Source organism: Pseudomonas endophytica (genome assembly GCF_001411475.1).
Lineage (GTDB): Bacteria > Pseudomonadota > Gammaproteobacteria > Pseudomonadales > Pseudomonadaceae > Aquipseudomonas > Aquipseudomonas endophytica.
The window spans coordinates 122,644-142,091 of the sequence record NZ_LLWH01000165.1 but is presented as its reverse complement, the minus strand read 5'-3'; the positions used below and the strand labels follow the sequence as shown (position 1 = coordinate 142,091).

Annotated in this window: 23 protein-coding genes and 2 pseudogenes; 10 read left to right on the top strand and 15 right to left on the bottom strand. The window is 52.4% G+C overall.

What is annotated here, in order from left to right:
* Window positions 1-39 precede the first annotated feature (39 nt).
* From AQS70_RS12155 to AQS70_RS24320, 5 genes and pseudogenes are all read right to left on the bottom strand, one after another.
* Window positions 40-1,065: a LacI family DNA-binding transcriptional regulator gene (locus AQS70_RS12155; protein WP_055103034.1), complete on the bottom strand. Its 1,026-nt coding sequence runs from the start codon at window positions 1,063-1,065 to the stop codon at window positions 40-42.
* 114 nt (window positions 1,066-1,179) lie between these two features.
* Window positions 1,180-1,791: a LysE family translocator gene (locus AQS70_RS12150; protein ID WP_055103017.1), complete on the bottom strand. Its 612-nt coding sequence runs from the start codon at window positions 1,789-1,791 to the stop codon at window positions 1,180-1,182.
* 52 nt (window positions 1,792-1,843) lie between these two features.
* A complete protein-coding gene (locus AQS70_RS12145) occupies window positions 1,844-2,683 on the bottom strand; it encodes an AraC family transcriptional regulator (protein ID WP_055103016.1) in 840 nt (279 codons plus the stop codon).
* Between the two features lie 144 nt (window positions 2,684-2,827).
* Window positions 2,828-3,562, bottom strand: coding sequence for a methyl-accepting chemotaxis protein (locus tag AQS70_RS24325; protein WP_420912352.1), 735 nt, complete (start codon window positions 3,560-3,562; stop codon window positions 2,828-2,830).
* Window positions 3,563-3,685: 123 nt separating this feature from the next.
* Window positions 3,686-4,372: pseudogene (locus AQS70_RS24320) on the bottom strand (cache domain-containing protein); the annotation flags it as partial.
* Window positions 4,373-4,704: 332 nt separating this feature from the next.
* Here AQS70_RS24320 and AQS70_RS12135 point away from each other — a divergent pair.
* On the top strand, window positions 4,705-5,532 hold the full coding sequence (locus AQS70_RS12135) for an undecaprenyl-diphosphate phosphatase (protein WP_055103014.1): 828 nt from the start codon (window positions 4,705-4,707) through the stop codon (window positions 5,530-5,532).
* A gap of 44 nt (window positions 5,533-5,576) precedes the next feature.
* Window positions 5,577-5,975, top strand: a complete 399-nt coding sequence (locus AQS70_RS12130) for a DUF1294 domain-containing protein (protein ID WP_055103033.1) — start codon at window positions 5,577-5,579, stop codon at window positions 5,973-5,975.
* 16 nt (window positions 5,976-5,991) lie between these two features.
* Here AQS70_RS12130 and AQS70_RS12125 read toward each other — a convergent pair whose 3' ends face one another.
* The gene (locus AQS70_RS12125; protein WP_055103032.1) at window positions 5,992-6,336 is read right to left on the bottom strand and encodes an MmcQ/YjbR family DNA-binding protein; all 345 of its coding nucleotides are present in this window, start codon (window positions 6,334-6,336) and stop codon (window positions 5,992-5,994) included.
* 23 nt (window positions 6,337-6,359) lie between these two features.
* Window positions 6,360-7,268 (bottom strand): LysR substrate-binding domain-containing protein, encoded by a 909-nt coding sequence (locus tag AQS70_RS12120; protein WP_055103013.1) that lies wholly within the window; start codon window positions 7,266-7,268, stop codon window positions 6,360-6,362.
* A 126-nt stretch (window positions 7,269-7,394) separates the two neighbouring features.
* Between AQS70_RS12120 and AQS70_RS12115 the strand changes: the two genes are divergently transcribed.
* Both AQS70_RS12115 and AQS70_RS12110 read left to right on the top strand, forming a co-directional pair.
* Window positions 7,395-8,006, top strand: coding sequence for an FMN-dependent NADH-azoreductase (locus AQS70_RS12115; RefSeq protein WP_055103012.1), 612 nt, complete (start codon window positions 7,395-7,397; stop codon window positions 8,004-8,006).
* A gap of 159 nt (window positions 8,007-8,165) precedes the next feature.
* Complete coding sequence (locus AQS70_RS12110; RefSeq protein WP_055103011.1) at window positions 8,166-9,203, top strand: alpha/beta hydrolase family protein; 1,038 nt, start codon at window positions 8,166-8,168, stop codon at window positions 9,201-9,203.
* Between the two features lie 127 nt (window positions 9,204-9,330).
* On the opposite strand, the gene AQS70_RS12105 is transcribed toward AQS70_RS12110, so the two are convergent.
* The 5 genes and pseudogenes from AQS70_RS12105 to AQS70_RS12090 form a co-directional block, all read right to left on the bottom strand.
* Window positions 9,331-9,717, bottom strand: coding sequence for a tail fiber domain-containing protein (locus tag AQS70_RS12105; protein WP_055103010.1), 387 nt, complete (start codon window positions 9,715-9,717; stop codon window positions 9,331-9,333).
* 325 nt (window positions 9,718-10,042) lie between these two features.
* Window positions 10,043-11,629: an ABC-F family ATPase gene (locus tag AQS70_RS12100; RefSeq protein ID WP_082428096.1), complete on the bottom strand. Its 1,587-nt coding sequence runs from the start codon at window positions 11,627-11,629 to the stop codon at window positions 10,043-10,045.
* A 4-nt stretch (window positions 11,630-11,633) separates the two neighbouring features.
* Window positions 11,634-11,867: pseudogene (locus AQS70_RS24065) on the bottom strand (hypothetical protein); the annotation flags it as partial.
* A 92-nt stretch (window positions 11,868-11,959) separates the two neighbouring features.
* Entirely contained in the window at window positions 11,960-12,193 is a 234-nt protein-coding gene (locus AQS70_RS12095) for a DUF2388 domain-containing protein (protein WP_241492834.1), read from the bottom strand.
* Between the two features lie 440 nt (window positions 12,194-12,633).
* On the bottom strand, window positions 12,634-12,960 hold the full coding sequence (locus tag AQS70_RS12090; protein WP_055103008.1) for a DUF2388 domain-containing protein: 327 nt from the start codon (window positions 12,958-12,960) through the stop codon (window positions 12,634-12,636).
* 86 nt (window positions 12,961-13,046) lie between these two features.
* Between AQS70_RS12090 and AQS70_RS12085 the strand changes: the two genes are divergently transcribed.
* The gene (locus tag AQS70_RS12085; RefSeq protein WP_055103007.1) at window positions 13,047-13,400 is read left to right on the top strand and encodes a hypothetical protein; all 354 of its coding nucleotides are present in this window, start codon (window positions 13,047-13,049) and stop codon (window positions 13,398-13,400) included.
* Window positions 13,401-13,471: 71 nt separating this feature from the next.
* Here the strand turns inward: AQS70_RS12085 and AQS70_RS12080 are convergent, their stop codons facing one another.
* The 3 genes from AQS70_RS12080 to AQS70_RS12070 form a co-directional block, all read right to left on the bottom strand.
* On the bottom strand, window positions 13,472-13,915 hold the full coding sequence (locus tag AQS70_RS12080; RefSeq protein ID WP_055103006.1) for a septation protein IspZ: 444 nt from the start codon (window positions 13,913-13,915) through the stop codon (window positions 13,472-13,474).
* 181 nt (window positions 13,916-14,096) lie between these two features.
* Complete coding sequence (locus AQS70_RS12075) at window positions 14,097-14,843, bottom strand: outer membrane beta-barrel protein (protein WP_055103005.1); 747 nt, start codon at window positions 14,841-14,843, stop codon at window positions 14,097-14,099.
* 920 nt (window positions 14,844-15,763) lie between these two features.
* Window positions 15,764-16,705 (bottom strand): LysR family transcriptional regulator, encoded by a 942-nt coding sequence (locus tag AQS70_RS12070; protein ID WP_055103004.1) that lies wholly within the window; start codon window positions 16,703-16,705, stop codon window positions 15,764-15,766.
* A 129-nt stretch (window positions 16,706-16,834) separates the two neighbouring features.
* Between AQS70_RS12070 and AQS70_RS23295 the strand changes: the two genes are divergently transcribed.
* The 5 genes from AQS70_RS23295 (at window position 16,835) to AQS70_RS12050 (ending at window position 19,443) form a co-directional block, all read left to right on the top strand.
* Entirely contained in the window at window positions 16,835-17,107 is a 273-nt protein-coding gene (locus AQS70_RS23295) for a DUF2798 domain-containing protein (RefSeq protein ID WP_082428095.1), read from the top strand.
* A 131-nt stretch (window positions 17,108-17,238) separates the two neighbouring features.
* Window positions 17,239-17,592 (top strand): hypothetical protein, encoded by a 354-nt coding sequence (locus tag AQS70_RS12065; RefSeq protein ID WP_055103003.1) that lies wholly within the window; start codon window positions 17,239-17,241, stop codon window positions 17,590-17,592.
* A gap of 323 nt (window positions 17,593-17,915) precedes the next feature.
* Window positions 17,916-18,230, top strand: coding sequence for an acid-activated periplasmic chaperone HdeA (gene hdeA / locus AQS70_RS12060; RefSeq protein WP_055103002.1), 315 nt, complete (start codon window positions 17,916-17,918; stop codon window positions 18,228-18,230).
* Between the two features lie 193 nt (window positions 18,231-18,423).
* Window positions 18,424-18,936, top strand: coding sequence for a hypothetical protein (locus AQS70_RS12055; protein ID WP_055103001.1), 513 nt, complete (start codon window positions 18,424-18,426; stop codon window positions 18,934-18,936).
* Window positions 18,937-19,071: 135 nt separating this feature from the next.
* Window positions 19,072-19,443, top strand: a complete 372-nt coding sequence (locus AQS70_RS12050; RefSeq protein WP_055103000.1) for a hypothetical protein — start codon at window positions 19,072-19,074, stop codon at window positions 19,441-19,443.
* The last annotated feature ends 5 nt before the right edge of the window (window positions 19,444-19,448 follow it).

Sequence of the window (19,448 nt, the reverse complement as noted above, 5' to 3'; positions counted from 1 at the left end):
CGCTGACGCGTTAACTGCACGCGGTCAGCCCTTACAACGTTAAGGGGTTAGGGGTTGTGTTGATCCGCGGATGATGAGTTGGGCGTTAAAGTCTAAAGTTCGGGCCGGCGCGGTATCACCCTTCAGTCGCTTGAGCAGGCAGTCGAAAGCGCTGGCGCCCATGTGTTGTGTCGGTTGGGCAAGGGCAGTGATGCCGGTGCCCACCAAGGCAAACCAGTCCAGATCATCCAGGGCTATCAAGCCAATGTCTTCAAACAAGCGGCAGTTCAACTCGCGCAAGACCTGGGTGCAGGCGAGGGCGGCTACGCCGTTGGCACAAAAGATAGCTTTGCGACCGGGCCCAGCGCTACGTAGAAAAGACTGAATCTCGGCGCGCAGGCGCGGGCCGGTCTGCACCACAGCACCTTTAAGGTGTGGGCGTCGGATTAACTGTTGGTTGAAGCTTTGGATACGCTCACTGCGCGAGCTGGTGCCGTCAATTGGCTCGCTCACCAGTAGCAGGTCGCGATAACCCTGTTGTTGCAAATGCTCCAGCGCCACCTCAACCGCTCCGGCGTTGTTGAGGCCAACTAAGTCGGTGTGCAATTGCTCAACTTTGCGATCAATCAGGACAATTGGCATCTCTTGATGCAGAGCTTGCAGCGCGTCTGGATGGTGGCCGAGGGTGTTAAGGATCAGACCTTCGATGTTGTAGGCGCGTAACGCCGCGAGGTGTTGATGTTCTTGCTCATCGTTGCGGTCGGTGTTGCAGACCACCAGGTTATAACCGTGTTGACGACAGGCGGTTTCGACGCCATGCATCACGGCAATCGAGTAGGGGTTGCGAATGTCAGCCACCAGCATTCCGATCAGCCGTGTACGTCCGCGCTTGAGGCCACGCGCCATTTGATTAGGGCGATACCCCAATTCATTGATCGCCTGCTCGATACGCTCGGCGATAGCCGCTGACAGCAAGGCGCGGTCTTCGCCGATAAAACGCGACACACTGGCCTTGGAGACGCCCGCGCGTTGAGCGACATCAAGCATGGTCACGCGGGTGCGTTGGGCTGCTGAAAAACTGTTCACGGCCTGAAACCTTTTATTAGTGTTATCGCAGGCGGTTTCGCTGAAAGGGCTGAAACCGGTTTCAGGAAAACTCAAATCACCCAATCTCGTCAAGTGCTGAGTGTGAATATGCCTTCAAATAAAAAGGCTCAGCCACGCCGAAGTGAGTAACAGCAACGCCATGCAGCGGTTGAAACGTTGCTTGGCACGCGGGGTTTGCAACACCCGCGCAGAGCCTGCCCCGAGTAATGCCCAGATGCCTAGGCAAGGCATTGATACGACAAAGAACACCAGCGCCAACAGTTGGACGTGGCTTTGCTGGTCCGCACCTTGGGTTGCGAATACGCTGATGACTGCGAGCGCCATCATCCAGGATTTAGGGTTGATCAGTTGCAGGCTGGCGGCGCCCCACATGCCCAGTCGGCGTTGGTTAGCGTCGGTTTGGTGTGGCGTGCTGATGGGGGCGTTAAAAATTTGCCAAGACAGATAACTCAGCCATGCGATACCGCACCCTTGCAGGGTGTGTTGCACCCACGGCACACCGCTGATCGACTGGCCGAAACCGCTGCCGACCACTAGCACCAGAGCCGCCGCACTGGCACTGGCGCCAAAGATAATCGGTAACGCTGCACTAATCCCATACCGATGGCTGTTGCTTAGCACCAATATATTGGTCGGGCCGGGGGTGATTGAAGCTACAAAGGCAAACAGCAGAAACGGCAACAAGCCGGTAACCGATAACCACATACAAAGGCTCCACAGAAAGATGAGTGCGTGGCTCATTTTCTGTGGCGCGCAATCACCTGTCTGGAACGTTTGTGCAGCGTTTTTGGTAGGCCGCAGGCGTCATACCGTTAGCACGCACAAACCAGCGCCCTAAATGGCTCTGATCGGCAAAACCCAAGGCATTAGCGACATCGGCACAGCTGACGCCTAACGCCAGTAACCGACGGGCTTTGGCCAAGCGCAGTTGCACCAGGTACGCGTGCGGCGCTAAGCCATAGGCCGACTTAAACGCGCGATTCAAGCGGTAGCGATCCACCCCGGTTATCGCTGTGAGTTCGTCTATGCCGACGTTGTGGTGCATATGATCGTGCAGATAGTCTCGCGCCAGTTGCGCCACCCGTGGTAATCGCGGGTCTTGAGCGTATTTTTTTCGCCAGTGCAAATTGTATGTAAGGGCTTGTAACAGCGTGTTGAGGGCATGTTGGCGGACGATGCGCAGCTCAGGGTGATGCATAACGTCAAAAGCACGAGCAGTGGCTTGGGCAAGCCTTGAGTCGGTACTTAAGGTGCTGGCAAAGGCTAAACAGGTGTTGGCGGGCGCCTCTTGAAACACAGCGCTGATTTCACGTTGGAGCCATTGCGGGTCGAGGTAAAGCATCCGATAGGTAAAACCGCCGTCTTCGGGGGCGTCGCCGTCATGAATTTCCCCCGGTTCGAGTAAAAACACGTTACCGGGCGTGCTGTGGTGACGGTTGCGTCGGCAATTGAACTGCTGGACACCTTGTTCCGTGACGCCTACTAGATAGCTGTCATGCCAATGGGGATCATAGGCGTGGCCTTCAAAGTGGGCGCGCAGGGTTTCGATGCGAGTCTCGTCGTCCTGCGCCAGGTTGATCCAGTTGTTAGACGTCATGAAAGGGACTCGTACCAATACACACCGGTTTTTAACATGCCGCGGGTGGAGGATGTCTAGAAGGTTTGAGCAGTGGGAAACGTCGCTGCCGAGGTTGCTAACTAACGGCTTGCTGCGCAGCTTTGGGCAGCGACTACAGAGTGCTTAGACTTTGAACTGACGTAGCAGCCGGTTAAGTTGCAGGCTTAAGTCTTTAAGGTGAATGCTGGCAGCACTCGATTGCTCTGCGGCTTGGGCGGTGCTTTGCGAGAGCCCAGCGGCCTGGGTTACGTTTTGGTTGATGTCTTCTACCACGTGCGCCTGCTGCAACGTGGCGCTGGCGATAGACGTGTTGAGGTCATTCAGTGTGTTCAACACTTGGCCAATGGTGGTCAGGCTATGCCCGGCTTGGCTGGCTTGTTCAATCGTCAATTGCGAGGCTTGGCTGCTGCTAGCGATGACATTCACTGCCGCTTCTGAGTGTTGTTGTAAAGCCTCGATCATGGTTTGAATTTCAGCGGTGGATTTTTGCGTGCGTTGGGCCAGCAAGCGCACCTCGTCCGCGACCACGGCAAAGCCTCGACCCTGCTCACCGGCGCGTGCAGCCTCAATGGCGGCGTTCAGGGCCAGCAGGTTGGTTTGCTCGGCAATGGAACGGATGACTTCAAGCACGCTGCCGATCCCGCTGCTTTGCGTGGCCAGCGTACGAATCACCACGACCGCCTGATCAATCGTGTTCGACAGTCGGTTGATCTGCTGCAAGCTGTTGTCGATGTTTTGCTGACCCAGTTGCGCCTGAGTCTGGGCGCCACGCATTTCGCCAGCGGCATGTTCGGCGTTTTTGGCCACTTCTTGCACGGCGTAGGTGACTTCATTGATTGCCGTGGCCACTTGATACATTTGCGAGGCTTGCTGCTGGCTGCGCTGCTGAGCCTGTGCTGCGTTGTTGCCCAGCTCACTGGAGGATTGCTCCAGTGTATGGGCGGTGGATTGCAGGTGGCTGATGACCGAGCGCAGCTTGGCGGTGAACGTGTTGAAGTGCTGTGCCAGTTCGGTGACCTCATCACGGCCATGGGTATCCAGGCTGCGGGTTAGATCGCTTTCGCCGCTGGCAATATTGGCCATCGCCTGAACAGCCTCTTTTAACGGGCGGGCAATGCTGCGGGCGATCAGCCTGACTAAAACCAGCATGATCAGCGCGATTACCAGACCTGCGCCACTGGCTTTCCAAACCTGAGCCTGAAATTCGGCTTGTATGTCGTCCAGATACACCCCAGAGCCAATCACCCAGCCCCACGGCTCGAACAGCTGCACATAGGACGTTTTTTGTACCGGCTCAACCGCTCCGGGCTTTGGCCAGCGGTAGGCCATTCTTCCTGAACCCTTGGATTTAGCGAGCGCTACCATCTCGTTAAAAATCGCGAAACCGTCAGGGTCTTTGATGCTCGACAGGTCTTTGCCATCGAGCGCGGGGTTGGTTGGGTGCATGACCATAAAAGGGCGCAGATCGTTGATCCACAAATAATCACTTTGGTCATAGCGCATACGGCTAATCACCTGTAACGCCTGCTGTTGCGCGGCTTCACGGCTTAGGGTGCCGGCTGTTTCCAGACCATGGTAGTAATCGAGAACACCGCTGGCGGCTTGTACGACATGTTGGGTTTTTTGCGCTTTGGCTTCATTCAAATCGTCATGTATCTGCTTTAGCATCAGCAAACCCAACGCTAGCAGCATGGTCATGGCCACAATCAAAATCAGCCACAAACGCTGGCTGATGGATAAGGTGCGCAGGGTATTCATACAGGGGTCACTCCTTTGTTTTTCTTGTTGTCATCGTTCGCAGTGATAGCAGCGAAAGTAGAGCGTGTCTGATAGGATCTCGGCCGAAATTCAGAAAGCTGAATCTTTATTGATTTCTGACAGTTATTTCACATTACGCCAGCAAACATGTAGCACCCGCATCACACTTAGCGGCAACGGTTGCGCACACTTAAAATTTGACTAATCAGCGCGGTATTACGCCGGGCTTAAATGGGGGAATGATGGATCTTTGGACTGCCACACAGGCGTTGATACTCGGCATCGTCGAGGGGCTTACGGAATTCTTGCCGATCTCAAGTACTGGCCATCAGATTATTGTGGCGGACTTACTGAACTTCGGTGGCGAGCGCGCCATGGCGTTCAACATCATTATCCAGCTGGGCGCTATTTTGGCGGTTGTGTGGGAATTTCGCCGCAAGATCATCGACGTGGTCGTGGGGTTGCCGACGCAGCCCAGTGCTCGACGCTTTACCACCAACCTGATCATCGCGGTCATGCCAGCGGTGGTGTTGGGGGTGATCTTCGCCGACGTGATTCATGAATACCTGTTCAACCCGATTACCGTGGCCACGGCGTTGGTTATCGGCGGTGTCATCATGCTCTGGGCAGAGCGTCGCCAGCATGTGATTCGTGCTGAAACGGTCGATGACATGACCTGGAAGGACGCGGTTAAAATCGGTTTTGCACAATGCTTGGCCATGATCCCGGGAACTTCGCGCTCGGGCTCGACCATCATCGGCGGCCTGCTGTTTGGTCTGTCACGTAAGGCAGCCACTGAGTTTTCTTTCTTCTTGGCGATGCCAACGATGGTCGGCGCTGCGGTGTACTCCGGTTACAAGTACCGCCATTTGTTCCAGCCTGACGACTTCCCGGTGTTCGCTATTGGCTTTGTCACAGCGTTCATCTTCGCGATGATTGCAGTGCGCGCATTGCTCAAGTTCATCTCCAATCATAGTTATGCTGCGTTCGCTTGGTATCGCATTGGGTTCGGTCTGTTGATTCTTGCCACGTGGAAGTTCGGCTGGATTGACTGGTCGGCGGCCGGTTGAAGCGCTTAACGAAGGATCGGCGTGAGGCTTTTGGGGTGCCCAAGGTGTCTGAGCAACCCGGCGCGCCGATTCGTCACTTGAAACTTAAGCTGCTAGTACTCGCGCTGCTGTGTGCGATGCCGCTGGGTGGTTCATTGAGCGTGTTACTCACCGGTATCACCCGCGTACCCTTGTTGGCCTATTGCGCGGCCAGCGTGGTGGCGTTCGTGCTGTATGCGTACGACAAACAGTGCGCCAAAAGCGGCCGCTGGCGGATTCCTGAAAAAGCCCTGCACAGCGTTGAACTGCTAGGCGGATGGCCTGGCGCGTTGGTGGCACAGCAAGTGTTGCGCCATAAAACGCGCAAGGTGTCTTATCTGGTTTGGTTCTGGTTGATCGTGGCCGTGCATCAAGCGGTTTGGATTGACGTGCTGTTCTTGAAAGTTACTTTTCTGAACCTGTAAGCGGCTACCGATTGCGTCAGATCATTAAGCCGATCTGACGCTTTTTGGGCAATTTGCCCACCACTAATTGGTGGGAGCGACGTAGCAAGTCTTGTAGCTCTTGCTCGCCCATGGGGTAGGGCGCTTGCATATTGATCCAATGAGCCCGCGCCAGATAAGGCGATGGGCGTATCCCCGGGCGATCTATGTAGCCCAAAAACAGATTTTTATCGACCTTGAACGACAGTCCGTTGTGATTGAGATTGAACAGGGCAAACATTTTGCTCTGGTCAATATAGAACACCTCAACCCCGCCCCATTTCACATCCTCTTTCACACCCGGCAGGCTACGACAGAATGCGGCGACTTGTTGTTTGGTCATGATTTTTTGCGCGGATGTGCGTGTCATAGGGTCTTCTCTACACAACGTTCGAAGGTTTCTGCCAAGTGTTCAATCCAAGCCCGCACTGCTGGCATGAGGCCGCGACGGTGTGGATACACGGCTTGTAGCCAGCCACCGGGTAATGACCATTTAGGCAGTAACTGAACCAGTTGGCCGCTTTGCAGTTCCTGCTCGCAATACATCATAGGCAATACCGTGAACCCAAGACCTTTCAGGGTGCACGCTTTGCGCACATTGAAATCATCAATACCCAGACGTGCTTCCAGCACTAAGTCGCAAGACTTGCCTTGCGCGTCGAGCATGCGCAAATGGACCATTCGATCAGCCTCAAGCGCGCCTAAAACTGGGGCTTTTTTCAGATCGTCAGGGGTGGTGATAGACCATTGTTGAGCAAACTCTGGGCTAGCCACCATCACCGTCACGGCTTGGCGCAATCGTCGTGTCACGAGTAACGGATCTTCGTCACCTAATTCTCGTACGCGCATGGCCACATCAATGCCTTCGGTGATCAAGTCGACGCGCCGGTTGAGCAAGCTCACTTCCAATTGCACATGCGGATAAGCATCCAGAAAAGAACTGACAACCTCGGGCATAAATTGATGAGCCAAACCCACGGGGCAAGAAACGCGCAAGCGCCCACGAGGCTCACTGGACATACTGGCCACGGCCTCGTCGGCCATTTCTGCTTGTAACAACATGGCTTGGCAATGATTCAGGTAACGTTCGCCAACGGCTGTCAGCTTTAACTGACGCGTGGTGCGCTGTAGCAGCCGCGCCCCCAAGCGTTCCTCCAGTTCGGCCACCCGCCTTGATAAACGCGATTTTGGAATACCCAAAGTGCGGCCTGCAGCAGCGAAGCCACCGGCTTCGACCACTTTGGCGAAGTAGTACAGGTCATTAAGATCTTGCATTGCTGTGCTCACTGTCCTACAGGTGGGACGAACTATCGCATGTTCGCTGACTTATCGTCGATTGGTTTCATCGGTAGTATCCCCCTCACTTGATCGCTTGGCGGCGATCCTCATTTGGAGATCAGCATGAAACTTTTACACATTGATTCGAGCATCTTGGGCGACAACTCGGCTTCACGTCAGTTGAGCAGGGAAGTCGTCAAGGCTTGGCAAGCTGCTGACCCGAGTGTTGAAGTGAGCTATCGCGACTTGGCCAGCGAAGGTATTCAGCATTTTTCGGCGGCGACTCTGGTGGCTGCGGGTACACCCGCTGAACTGCGGGATGCGGCGCAAAAATTAGAAGCAGAGTTGAGCGCAGAGACACTGGCTCAGTTTTTAGCCGCCGATGCAGTGGTGATCGGTGCGCCGATGTACAACTTCACTATACCTACCCAACTTAAAGCTTGGATCGACCGCGTCGCGGTGGCTGGCCAAACGTTCCGTTACACCGAAACTGGGCCTGTGGGTCTGTGTGGCAATAAGAAAGTTATCGTGGTGTCGACGTCCGGTGGCATCCATGCAGGCCAAACGACTGGCGTGGCCCATGAAGACTACTTGAAACTGTTGTTGGGCTTTTTCGGCATTACCGATGTGGAGTTCGTGCGCGCAGAGGGCCTTGGTTATGGCGAAGAAGTTCGCAACAAAGCGCTGAGCGATGCCCATCAGCACATTAATCAGGGTTTGTTCAGCGCCGCGTAAGCTTTCACACCGTGCATGAGCGGCTAAACGCTGTACGCTGGGAACCATGATTGGCCAGAGTGCAGCGTTAAGTGCGTTGGCTTGGGTTATGCAAAGGACGGGTTGACCGTCCTTTTTTGGTTGCCTGTGTAAGCTGCGCGCGAGTGAAGGTGAGCCGCCATGATGCGTTTGTGCGCTGTACTGTTTCTGCTGATTAGCAGTTGCCCTCTATGGGTGCACGCCGAGCCTGCGGTGCATAGCCAACGGAGCGTGGGTTTTCATCGTCTGCACTTTCAGGATCCGGTAGATAAGCAGTCAATGAACGCTATTGTGTTTTACCCGTCAGAGGGGCCAGAGACGAGTAGCAGAATGGGCGTCTATGACATTGAGGCCTCTGCAGACGCAAAGATCGCTATGGGCCACTATCCGATGCTGGTGTTGTCACATGGCAATGTCGGAACCCCGTTGGCACAGCATGACTTGATTACTGCTCTGGCCCGCAAAGGCTTTGTGGTAGTGGCGGTGCTGCATCCAGGCGACAACGTTAAAGATCACAGTCGCACAGGAACCTTGAGTAACCTTTACGGGCGGCCGATGCAAATCTCGGCAGCCATCAGCGCCGTACTCAGCGATAACAGCTTGTCACCCTATGTAAATGCTGACCAAGTTGGGATTATCGGTTATTCGGCAGGCGGAGAAACCGCGCTGATTTTAGCGGGCGCTCAGCCTGATCTAGACCGTTTGCGGCGTTACTGCCAAGAAAGGCCAGACGACCATGATGCGTGTTCCACTCAAGGTGAACTGATGGCTGATCGTGATGATTTACGCCCAGTGGCTGACTCGCGGGTTCGGGCGTTGCTGCTGATGGCGCCGTTGAGCCTTATGTTTGGGCGCGAAACGTTATCCCAAGTGCAAGTTCCGGTTTTGCTGTACAGCGGTGATGGTGATCAAACCGTGTTTGCGGATAAAAATGCCGAAGCCTTGGCGCGCAAGTTGCCATTGGTTCCGCAATTCAATTTGATACCCGGTGCCGGGCATTTCGTGTTTATGGCACCTTGCACAGATGAACAGCGTGCCAGCATGGCGTGGGCATGTACCGATGCAAACGGTGTCGATCGTGAAGACATCCATCGCAACTTGATTTACGAGTCAGGGCGTTTTTTCAACAAGGTCTTGAACACTCATTCCCACTCCATGCTGCGAACGGCAGATCACTGATGGATTAGGGAATTGGGTTAGATAAACAGCATAGCGCTGTTGTTGCTGACGCTAGGTTTGCCTAAAGGGCGGTAAAGTTGTTGCCGGCCAGCATCCGTCTGCTAGCCGGTCCAAGCATACGTGTTGGTTAGCGGGCGTGGGTTGTGTTGGCCGTTTCCAGTTGTTTGATTCGTGCGTCCATTTCGCGAACAGACTCGATCAGCGGAGCGACGAGCTTTTCGTAGTCGACACGCATATGTGCGGTGTCTTCACGAACCAGTTGGGGGTAAACCTTTTTCACTTCTTGAGCTATAACGCCAATGTCCTCACGGCCACCTTCTTTCCAATTAAAAGTAACCCCTTGAATTTGCAGTAGCTTTTGAGTGGCTCCAGTAAGGGGTTGTACATTGGTTTTCAGCGTTGCGTCACTAAAAGGACAGCAAGGGAACCCGTCGAAAGGCCATTCAGCGTATGCAGAGCTTTGAAAGCCCAAAAATAATGTTGGAACAGCCACAGACATCATCAAAAAGCGCATGTTTATTACTCTAATAGAAATTTATATCGCTCGCGTAAGCTTATTGATTTAAATAAGCCCGGCGCTGCGTATATTGGCGTAGGAGTTTTTTTAAACAACACTGGCTAGTTGCCTTTGATAATTCCTGATGTTGCTGTTTTTTACGATTTAACATTTTTAAGAGATTTGTACATGTGTTGTACACGAGAGATTGGTTTTCGGTTCTCTGCAGAGGTCTTTTCGATATTGAGCGTAAGATATATTCCATATCTAGAAACAAAAAACCCCGTCACCTAGACGGGGTTTCTTATTAAACATCTGACTCAGTGACAGATAGTCACAGTAATCAGAACACTACGCCTTGGCTGCGCAAGTAGTCATCATAAGTACCGCTGAAGTCGATCACCCCGCTTGGGCTCAGCTCGATAATCCGAGTGGCCAGCGACGAAACGAATTCACGGTCATGGCTGACGAAAACCAGCGTGCCAGGGTAGTTTTCCAGCGCCAAGTTCAGCGCCTCAATGGACTCCATGTCCAAGTGGTTGGTCGGTTCGTCCATGATCAAGACGTTCGGCTTTTGCAGGATTAGCTTGCCGAACAGCATGCGACCCTGCTCACCACCGGAGATAACTTTGACCGATTTTAGAATTTCATCGTTCGAGAACAACATGCGGCCCAACGTGCCACGCACCATTTGCTCGCCCTGAGTCCATTGACTCATCCAATCGAACAAGGTCACGTCGTCTTCAAAATCGTGAGCGTGGTCCTGCGCGTAGTAGCCCAACTCGGCCGCTTCAGTCCACTTCACCGAGCCGGCATCAGGGGTCAATTCATTGACCAAAGTGCGCAGCAGCGTGGTTTTGCCAATACCGTTAGGGCCGATGATCGCCACCCGCTCGCCAGCTTCAATCGTAAAGCTAAAGTCTTTAAACAGTGTCTTGCCGTCAAAGCCTTTGGCCATGTGCTCAACCGTCACTGCTTGGCGGTGCAGCTTTTTGGTCTGCTCGAAGCGGATAAACGGGCTGACGCGGCTTGAAGGTTTGACTTCAGCCAATTGGATCTTGTCGATCTGTTTAGCGCGCGAGGTCGCCTGTTTAGCTTTCGAGGCGTTGGCCGAGAAGCGGCTAACAAACGATTGCAGCTCGTTGATCTGAGCTTTCTTTTTGGCGTTGTCCGACAGCAATTGCTCGCGTGATTGGGTCGCGGCCGTCATGTACTCGTCATAGTTGCCTGGGAACAGACGCAGTTCGCCGTAATCCAGGTCAGCCATGTGAGTGCAGACGCTGTTCAGAAAGTGTCTATCGTGAGAAATGATGATCATCAGGCTGTTGCGCTGAGTCAGAACGTTTTCCAGCCAGCGGATAGTGTTGATGTCCAAGTGGTTGGTGGGTTCGTCGAGCAGCAGGACTTCAGGGTCCGAGAACAGCGCCTGCGCCAGCAGAACACGTAGCTTCCAGCCTGGCGACACTTCGCTCATCGGACCGTTGTGTTGCTCAATCCCGATACCCAGCCCCAGCAGCAGATCGCCGGCACGAGACTCGGCGGTGTAGCCGTCCATTTCTGCGAACTCGGTTTCGAGTTCGGCAACAGCCATGCCGTCCTCTTCGGTCATTTCTGGCAGCGAATAGATACGATCGCGCTCAGCCTTGACCTTCCAGAGTTCCTCGTGCCCCATGATCACCGTATCGATCACCGTGAACTCTTCATAAGCGAACTGATCCTGGCGCAGCTTACCCAGACGTACGTTCGGCTCCAGCATCACTTGGCCGCCCGACGGCTCGAGATCGTCGCCGAGGATTTTCATAAAGGTGGACTTGCCGCAACCGTTAGCACCGATCAAACCGTAACGGTTACCAGCGCCGAATTTTACTGAAACGTTCTCGAATAGTGGCTTTGCGCCGAACTGCATCGTGATGTTAGCTGTGGAGATCAAAGGGTTACCTATTAATATCTTTGGGAACGCGTATAGAGGCTAGGGACCATTCAGGACCCATTTGGAGCTTTTCAAGCTCACTCCAATCTGAGCTTGAGTTGTTCCATCGCGTATAAGTCGACAACAACATTTGGACGCTGTGGCCAAGCTGCTGAGAAATAAAGGCGGGGTTCATGCCAGACATGGCGCGCATTGTCGCATAGGTGCGACTACAGTTGTACGGTGGGCGATAACGGACATCCACTGCTAGCAGATTTGGTCCTCACTGTTTGTTTAGGTCGCAGGTCTATGATGCATCGGTACAACTCTACAAGAAGCGCGGAGCAGGTGTCAGAAGGACGAAGCAATCGCTTGTGCGAGCTGCATGTCACTCATCAACGGTGGGTTGTAGGTTGAGCGGTAGTACCTGGAAGCCTGCTCAAACTCCGCTCCACGAATCTCGCCGTCTGAGCCAATGAATGCTAGGGCATCACTCTTAGATGACTTGAGTATCTCTGGTGGTTCGGTCGTCAGAGATGTTGTGGCTCCAATTAAAATGGTTGGAAAGGATAGTGTGATGAATATTCCTGCAGCGACAGGGTTGACGTTGTCACCTGATACGGCTTGTGTGCTGACCGATGCCAGTAAGACTATTGCCAGTGTCTTCCATGAGTCCATTATTTGATGCTTCCATTGCAGTCTGGGGGCGCCACGATAGCAGAGCTTGGAATCATCAGAAACCAGAAGCCCGGCTCTGGGCCGGCTTATAATTTCGTCAGCTTCCATGACGGAGAACAGCTGGACTCTAATAATTGTGGAGTCGCACACAGAGTGAATAGTTTTTTAACGTCTTGAGGTACGAATTTATTTGGCTGACCTCATCCGCATAACTTGGCAGCTCACTACCGCTTTCAAACCGACTCATTCCTTGAAAGCACCTTAAAGCAGCAGCATTCAGCGGATAGCCCCGGGCTTTTTACAGTTCAGAAAGCCATGCCCATCACATAGAAGCCCACAGCGTGCCCTCAGAAGGATGCTGCGATTGTCTGAGCAAGTTGCATGTCGGACATCAGTGGAGCGTTGTAGGTCGAGCGGTAGTACTGGGACGCCTGTTTAAACTGAGCACCGCGTATCTCGCCGTCAGAACCAATAAATGCAAGGGCATCGTCTTTCGTCTTTTTCATCATAGAGGGCCCTTGAACTGTGAACGCTGTGGTCCCGCCCAGTATCATCGTCGGGACAATAGTCGTGACGGTTAGCGTTCTTTCTACTGGATTTTCGACTTCCCACGCCATGGCGTCAGCGTTGATAAATACCAAAAATGCGGCTGTTAGGATCTTCCATGATTCCACTCTTCGATGCTCCTTAAACGTAAAGAGGGCGCCACCATAGCAGAGTGGAACGTATCCGTTAATGTCGTCTAAATCAGGAGAAATAAGTGTTTTCAGGAAAAAGTGTGATCTTGTGTGGGTTTATTGCAGTCGCGAGCACCGTCGAGGCCACAACGGCCACTCAACCGGTAAGCGAAGAATCAATTGCTGTCAGCGCAGTAGCGGCGCTCCAGATATGCCAAGAAAGAAACCCAGAACGCGGCCTGACGCTCGAAAGGTTGGTCAGTGATACAACGTTTAGCGAAGAGCGAAGGTCTGTGTTCCGCAAGGTCTACGCGGACCCCGCATACAAAAAGGAGATTTCAACAATGAAGGCCTTTTTGCTAGAGCCACCATTGACCCATGTTTTGCGTGATATTTGTGAGAATCTACGCAAGACAAGCCCCGACGGCTATCGGTAGTCAGTGATTAAGGGCGGAGTTGGCGATAGCGTAAGCTGGACAGCTCCTCCCATCAGGAAAGATAGGTGCTGTTATTGGTGAATGCTATCCCTGCTGATAGCGACCCAAGAAGTAGCAAATATGCCAGCAACCAATAGCACGGGGCTAGCAAAAACTTTGTAGTAAAGCCAAAAATCAAATGATGTGGAAAATGCGACCACGGCGTTCAAGGTTGCCATCGTGGCGAAAAGACACGCCAGTGAAAGCGCGCAGATACGCCATTGCGTTTGCGACAGGTTTAGACGCTTTCCGAGCATTGCCCGGAGAAGATTTAGCTTGAATCCGACTTGGGCAATAAAGATGATTAACGCGAGCGATCCATATAAAAGCGTTGGTTTAATCAAGATTACAGATGAATTTGAAAGCAGAAATTTTGCGATCAGTAAGCTAAATACTAAACCGTAAATTTGGAGCAACAGAAACGAGCGCCACAAAAGCCCAAATGAAAGAAATAGCCAATGCTTAGTAATACTCATACTTTCTGACCTTAAGAATTTTCATTACGGCGCAGCAGTAGATGGTTCTAAGGTTAGCGACGGATTTATTCAACTGACACCGCTTAAAGGCTTGCGCTCAGAGCGCCTTGAACTGGCCATGCATCAGTCAGCCTTGAGGGTCGGTGCAGGCCCCGTTAGCGACGGGGCCTGCTGGTGATGATCAGAACACCAGGCCGACCTTCACGCCATACTCGTCACGCTTGAGTTTAGTGTTGTCGACAACCGGTGAATTGTCGTCGATTTTGTATTCCGTGCGGGTGTAATAGACGCCCGCTTGGATGGGCAGATCGCCTTGCTGGTTCATCAGCAATGAGACTTCAGCGTAAGGGTTGGTCCGATCCTTCATGTCGACCGTGTCGCTACCGAATCGATCTACCTTCAGGCGTGCGCGTCCGTCAAGCGTCTGACGGGCACCCACTTCAACGCGCAGAGTCGAGGTGTCGAACTGGTGGTTGTAACCCAGCGCGGCCTTGGCGAACGGGGATTTGTAGGTCAGCTTGGTGTCCAGATCGTTGATTTCAGGCTCGAAACGGGTCCAGGAGTAACCGCCACCGACGATCACATCAACGAAATTGCGCGCATCCAGCGCTGCTCGCCAGCCAAGGTCGAGGTCAGCCTGAGCTTCTTTAAGCTTATTGCCACTTTTCTTGCTGTATTTAGCTTCGCCACCGATTTGGTAGATAAAACCGGATTCAGCAGTCATTTTGTTGCCATAGTTGGCGAATACGCCGCCTTGGCCCATATGTTCTTTATCGGATCTGCTACCGCCTTCGAATTTGAAATCTGTGTAGGAACCCAGCAAGCCGACGTTAAATACAGGGTCGGTACTTGGGGCGGCCATCACTGCCAGTGGTGCGCCGAAAAGCGCTAGCGCGCAGGAGTGACGTAGCAGTTTTGCAGTAAACATTGGCGAGAGTCTCCATGACGTAGATAAATATCGAACGACCGCTTCGATCCAGCGCATGGCAGAAAAGTTCAAAAAAAGCGCGAGAAAAATCCTACAGATCCACTCCGCATCAGATTTCCGTTGCCTTAAATAACCCGTTTTGATAAGTACCCGCGTGCTTTGCCGTGTTGATCAGGTTGAGTTTTTCTATCTATTGCGATGACGTATACACGTGTGTTGTCAGCCCTCGACGGTAGGGGCAGTCGTATAAATGTGCCAATACAACGTAGCGGATAAATACGCTTTATTAAGCGCATTCATGGGTTAAAAAATTAGCGATAAATACGAATTTTCTGCCAAGTTAGCGTGCTATGAAAAGTGCCTGTGTCATTTCTCAGAACGTACCGAGTTGCTCTATAGGCTGCGGTGAATCTTGAACATTGCAGTCCGCGGATTTTGCGATAGGCCCATAACCAACCGCGTTTAGTTTTAGTTTGCATTCACTCAACCTCACACCCAAAGCATCTAAATTTTTAGATGCTAGTGTCTAAAAATGACACTTACGCATTCGCAGTAAGGTCAGTTAAACAATGTTAAAAGTAGTCAGGCAGTGCGTTGTTACAGAGGGTCAGTCTCTGAGTGAAACCAGCGACTGGTAATGCTTTTACTGTTGTAATCAGTACGAATGAAGATAGGCAAAATAGGCGTTTATGCAACTTCAAACGGTATGCCAGTCTGACTACGCAAGCTAATGACCGGTGGCAGCAGAACCGCCTCCGAGCCTGCAGATAGGCAAGCTTTGATTAAGGACTGACCGCAGGTAATCCGCGGGTTGGAAGCTAATTGTGTAGCGGCGCTTCGGTTTAAAAACGCCGACTGGGAGGTTGCTGAGCCTGTCTCTACGTTAAATTTTGTCGGCCTAGCTACGCGGTTCAGGGTGCTTAAACAGCAGTAAAAATATTGTCTTTTGGCCAACGCTTTTGCAAGTGTTCGGTTAGGTAGCTGATGAAGGCTCTCACTTTTGGCGTCATGGACGCGCGATCTTGAACGCAGGCATAGATGTCCAGTGGCTCTGTATAGGATTCTGTAGGCGAGTGGCTGTGTTGCAGCAGCGGTATAAGCTGGCCCGACTCCAAGTAAGGCGCGGCGATAAACTCGGCTAACCGTGCAATCCCGGCTCCATGTGCGGCCATTTGTGCGAGCGCGTCAATATCATCGCTGGTGGCCGTGACATTAAGTGCTGCGTAAGCATGTTGCCCGCTGTTGATAAAGCCCCAGCGCAGAAAGCGCCCATCCAGAGGGTAGCGAAACCCTAAGCAGGCATGGTGTTGAAGCTCTTCAGGGGTGCTAGGCCAGCCCGCGCGCTCAAGGTAGGCCGGGGCTGCGCAGACGATAAAGGGGACAGAGACGATTTTGCGCGCGATGATCCCGTCTTCAAGTTGTGGCTTGATTCGCAAGCTCAGATCAATACCGCTGTGTATGTGGTTGATCCTGCTGTCAGTGGTGCTGAGTTCGAGTGTCAGGCGCGGATATCGGGCTGAAAATCCTGCAATGAGTGGAGCCACGACGTGTCGTCCGAATGCGGCCGTAGAGGCAATGCTGAGCCGTCCTTGGAGGTCGGTGTCACTGTGGCTAATGGCCCTTTGTGCTAACGCTAGATCGGCCACGATGCGTTGTACTTTTGCGTAATAAATAGTTCCGTCTTCAGTCAGTGCCATGCTTCGTGTGGTGCGTTGCAACAGGCGGGTCCCTAAGTGTGCTTCTAAACGGTTGATGGTTTGGCTGACCGCAGCGGCACTGATACCGAGATTTTTCGCTGCGCCAGCAATAGATCCGGCTTCAACCACTTTGGTAAAACTGTTAATCGCCGCAAACAAGTCCATGGCTTGCTCCTAGACTGAGCGCATTCGTAAGATTTGCTTTATAAACAAACTAGAAATCGCAGTCTAGTTGCGAGTTGTTGATCTTGTTAGGGTGCGCTACCGACGAAATCAACGAGTGAAAGGCTAATCATGAACTCAAGAAACACTTCAAACACGTTTTCTTCAAACCGCCCAAGGCTTTCGGCCCGTGCAGCGCCCTACGTGTTCGCTTTCTACATGTCTGCGATCATGGCTTTTTTGATGTCTCTGCTGATTACGGCTGCCAATACAGGCATTGATGGGGACTACATAAGCAATACCTTGCATGCCTATCGGTTGGCTATGCCCGTCGCTTTCCTGTGCATTCTTGTTGTTCGGCCAATCGTGATTAAACTGGTGGCTCTGACGGTTCATCCACATTGAGCAGCGCTGCGGTTTTAATTACAAACATTTGAGGAAGGCACAAGGCAGTGCTGCGACATCACTCTAATCATGTTTCAATGGCTTGGAATGATGTGTATTAATACGGCATGAGGCCGTTTCAAGGAGTGAATATGCCGATCAAGGCAAAACAACAAGGTGCGCTGTTTAGTCTCATTTTCGCTGCCGCTGTAATAGCGGGTTGCGCAAGTCATCCACAGTTCTCGGGCCAATCGGTTACAGATCCCGTATTGCGCAAGGATGTGTACTCAAGCATTGAGCAGTTTTTTTCAGCGGTGACCCAATGCCGTTCTATCAGTGCTGTTGATGCGAGCATTGCAAGTTTAGAACCATCGCCTAATGGGGCGATCCAGAAAGCAGTTGAAACTTGGCAGGTTTCTGGCTGCGGCACGTCTAGAACCTACAAGGTGGTGATGACTGCGGATGACAAAGGAGAGACTGATTTCTCCATCTCACAGCAAAGTTAAATGTTGCCTGCGTAGGCCTTGATTAACGCTCTGCTCTCGATCGGATCAGGGCGTTTTTTACCCACGGCTAAGACGTATCGGCACATAGATATTTACCCTATGCATAATCAGCGTTCTTGCAAAAGAGCGGGGTTGAGTGTCCGTAGGAGTATCCTATCTAACTGTTATTTATGATTTTTTTTCGATTGATAAGCCATTGCGAAGTTGTCTTTTTTGTCGAGATTAAAGTGCGCTGGTGTCGTTTGACAGAACCTATATCCGCAACTAAGGTTTTTGCGGCACACCCCACGTAACTGTCTCATTGATAATAGGGAAATATTCATATGAAGAAGCACATTCTGATGATTGGCGCAGCAGGTCTGATCGCAATGTCAACACTGGCTCAGGCAGACGCCAAAAAGCCATTGGCGCAATGGACTTGCGCAGATTTTCTAGCCGTCGACGAAAGCTTCCGACCTGTCGCTGTCGGTCTCGGTGAAGCCGTCAACAAAAGTGGCAAGGTTGAAGATGCTGTGCTGGATGTCGATGGCGTAGCAAAAATCACTCCTGAGATTGTCACTGCTTGCGAAAAAGACAAGACCTCTGGCTTTGTGCACAAGATCAAAGATGAGTGGAGCAAGGTCAAAAAAGACGTTTAACGTCTTATCAGCCTGTACTTTCCCCAAGTACAGGCTGCTTTTTTCTGTCAGCGCGAATGCTCAGCGGACAAAAACAGCACCCCCTGTCCTGAATTTCCAACGCTAAAAGCCCTCTACATAAAGACCTGGCGCCTTGCGCGCGGGAATGAGGTAGTAGACTGCCTACGTGTATCTCTTTTTGTGGGGGAATCTTATGTTAATCAAGTCGCTTGCCGAGCTTGATCGCATTCGTGACGAATGTAAGTCCATGGTAACCAAGCGTTCTGCAGTCTCTGCGGGCGCCGCTGCGATTCCGGTCCCAGGGCTGGATCTTGGCACTGACGTGGCGCTACTCGTCGAAATGTTGCCTGCAATCAACAGCAAATTCGGTCTGACTCCTGAGCAAATTGAACGCATGGACTCGCGCTCCAAGCGCATGGTGATTGTTGCGGTTAGCAGTATTGGCAGTGAAGCCATCGGTAAATTCATCAGCCGTACGCTAGTCATGTCACTGCTGAAAAAGATGAGCACCAAAGTCGCGACCAAATCAGTGGTTAGGTTTGTGCCGTTTGTGGGGCAAGCGGTGGCTGCCACTATTAGCTTTGGGGTGATGAAAATGGTCGGAAACGGGCACATCGACGATTGTTATGAAGTTTGCCGTCAGGCTTTGCTGGAAGAAGCTCGGCAGGCCACAGTGATTGTTATCGGGCCTGACACCGAAGACTGAATACGAGGGGGGGGTGCGCTTGGCAATAAGATGTGACATTTAACCTTACCAGTAACGTGCGTTCACTGGGTTTAGAGCGAACCTGACCTACAAACTGCACTCCAACGCTCAGGCTTAACTGAATTGGAGCATAGGATGAATAGCACGCGACTCAGTGCTTTAGGGCTATTAATGCTGGCTGGTATGGCGGCACATGTTTCAGCTCAAACTCAACCAGACGTCTTTGCCGATGGCCTTGTTCCTGTGTCGGCCACCGTGTTGTTTGCGCAGAACACGCTGCGCTCCGGTGTGCCGCCAACCAACAACACTATCAGGCGCATAAACCCCAACAGCCGACAAGGCACGGGCCCGGCCCCAGGTGTTACGCGCCCAGGCTCGACACTGCCCAATGCGCCAAGGCCGTCTCTTGAAAATGGCCAGATCGGCAATGGTTACCCACGAAATCCGCCCCTTCCCCAGACTCTGAAACCCACCGCACCTTCGTCACAGCCTAAAGATCAGCGTTAATCGAA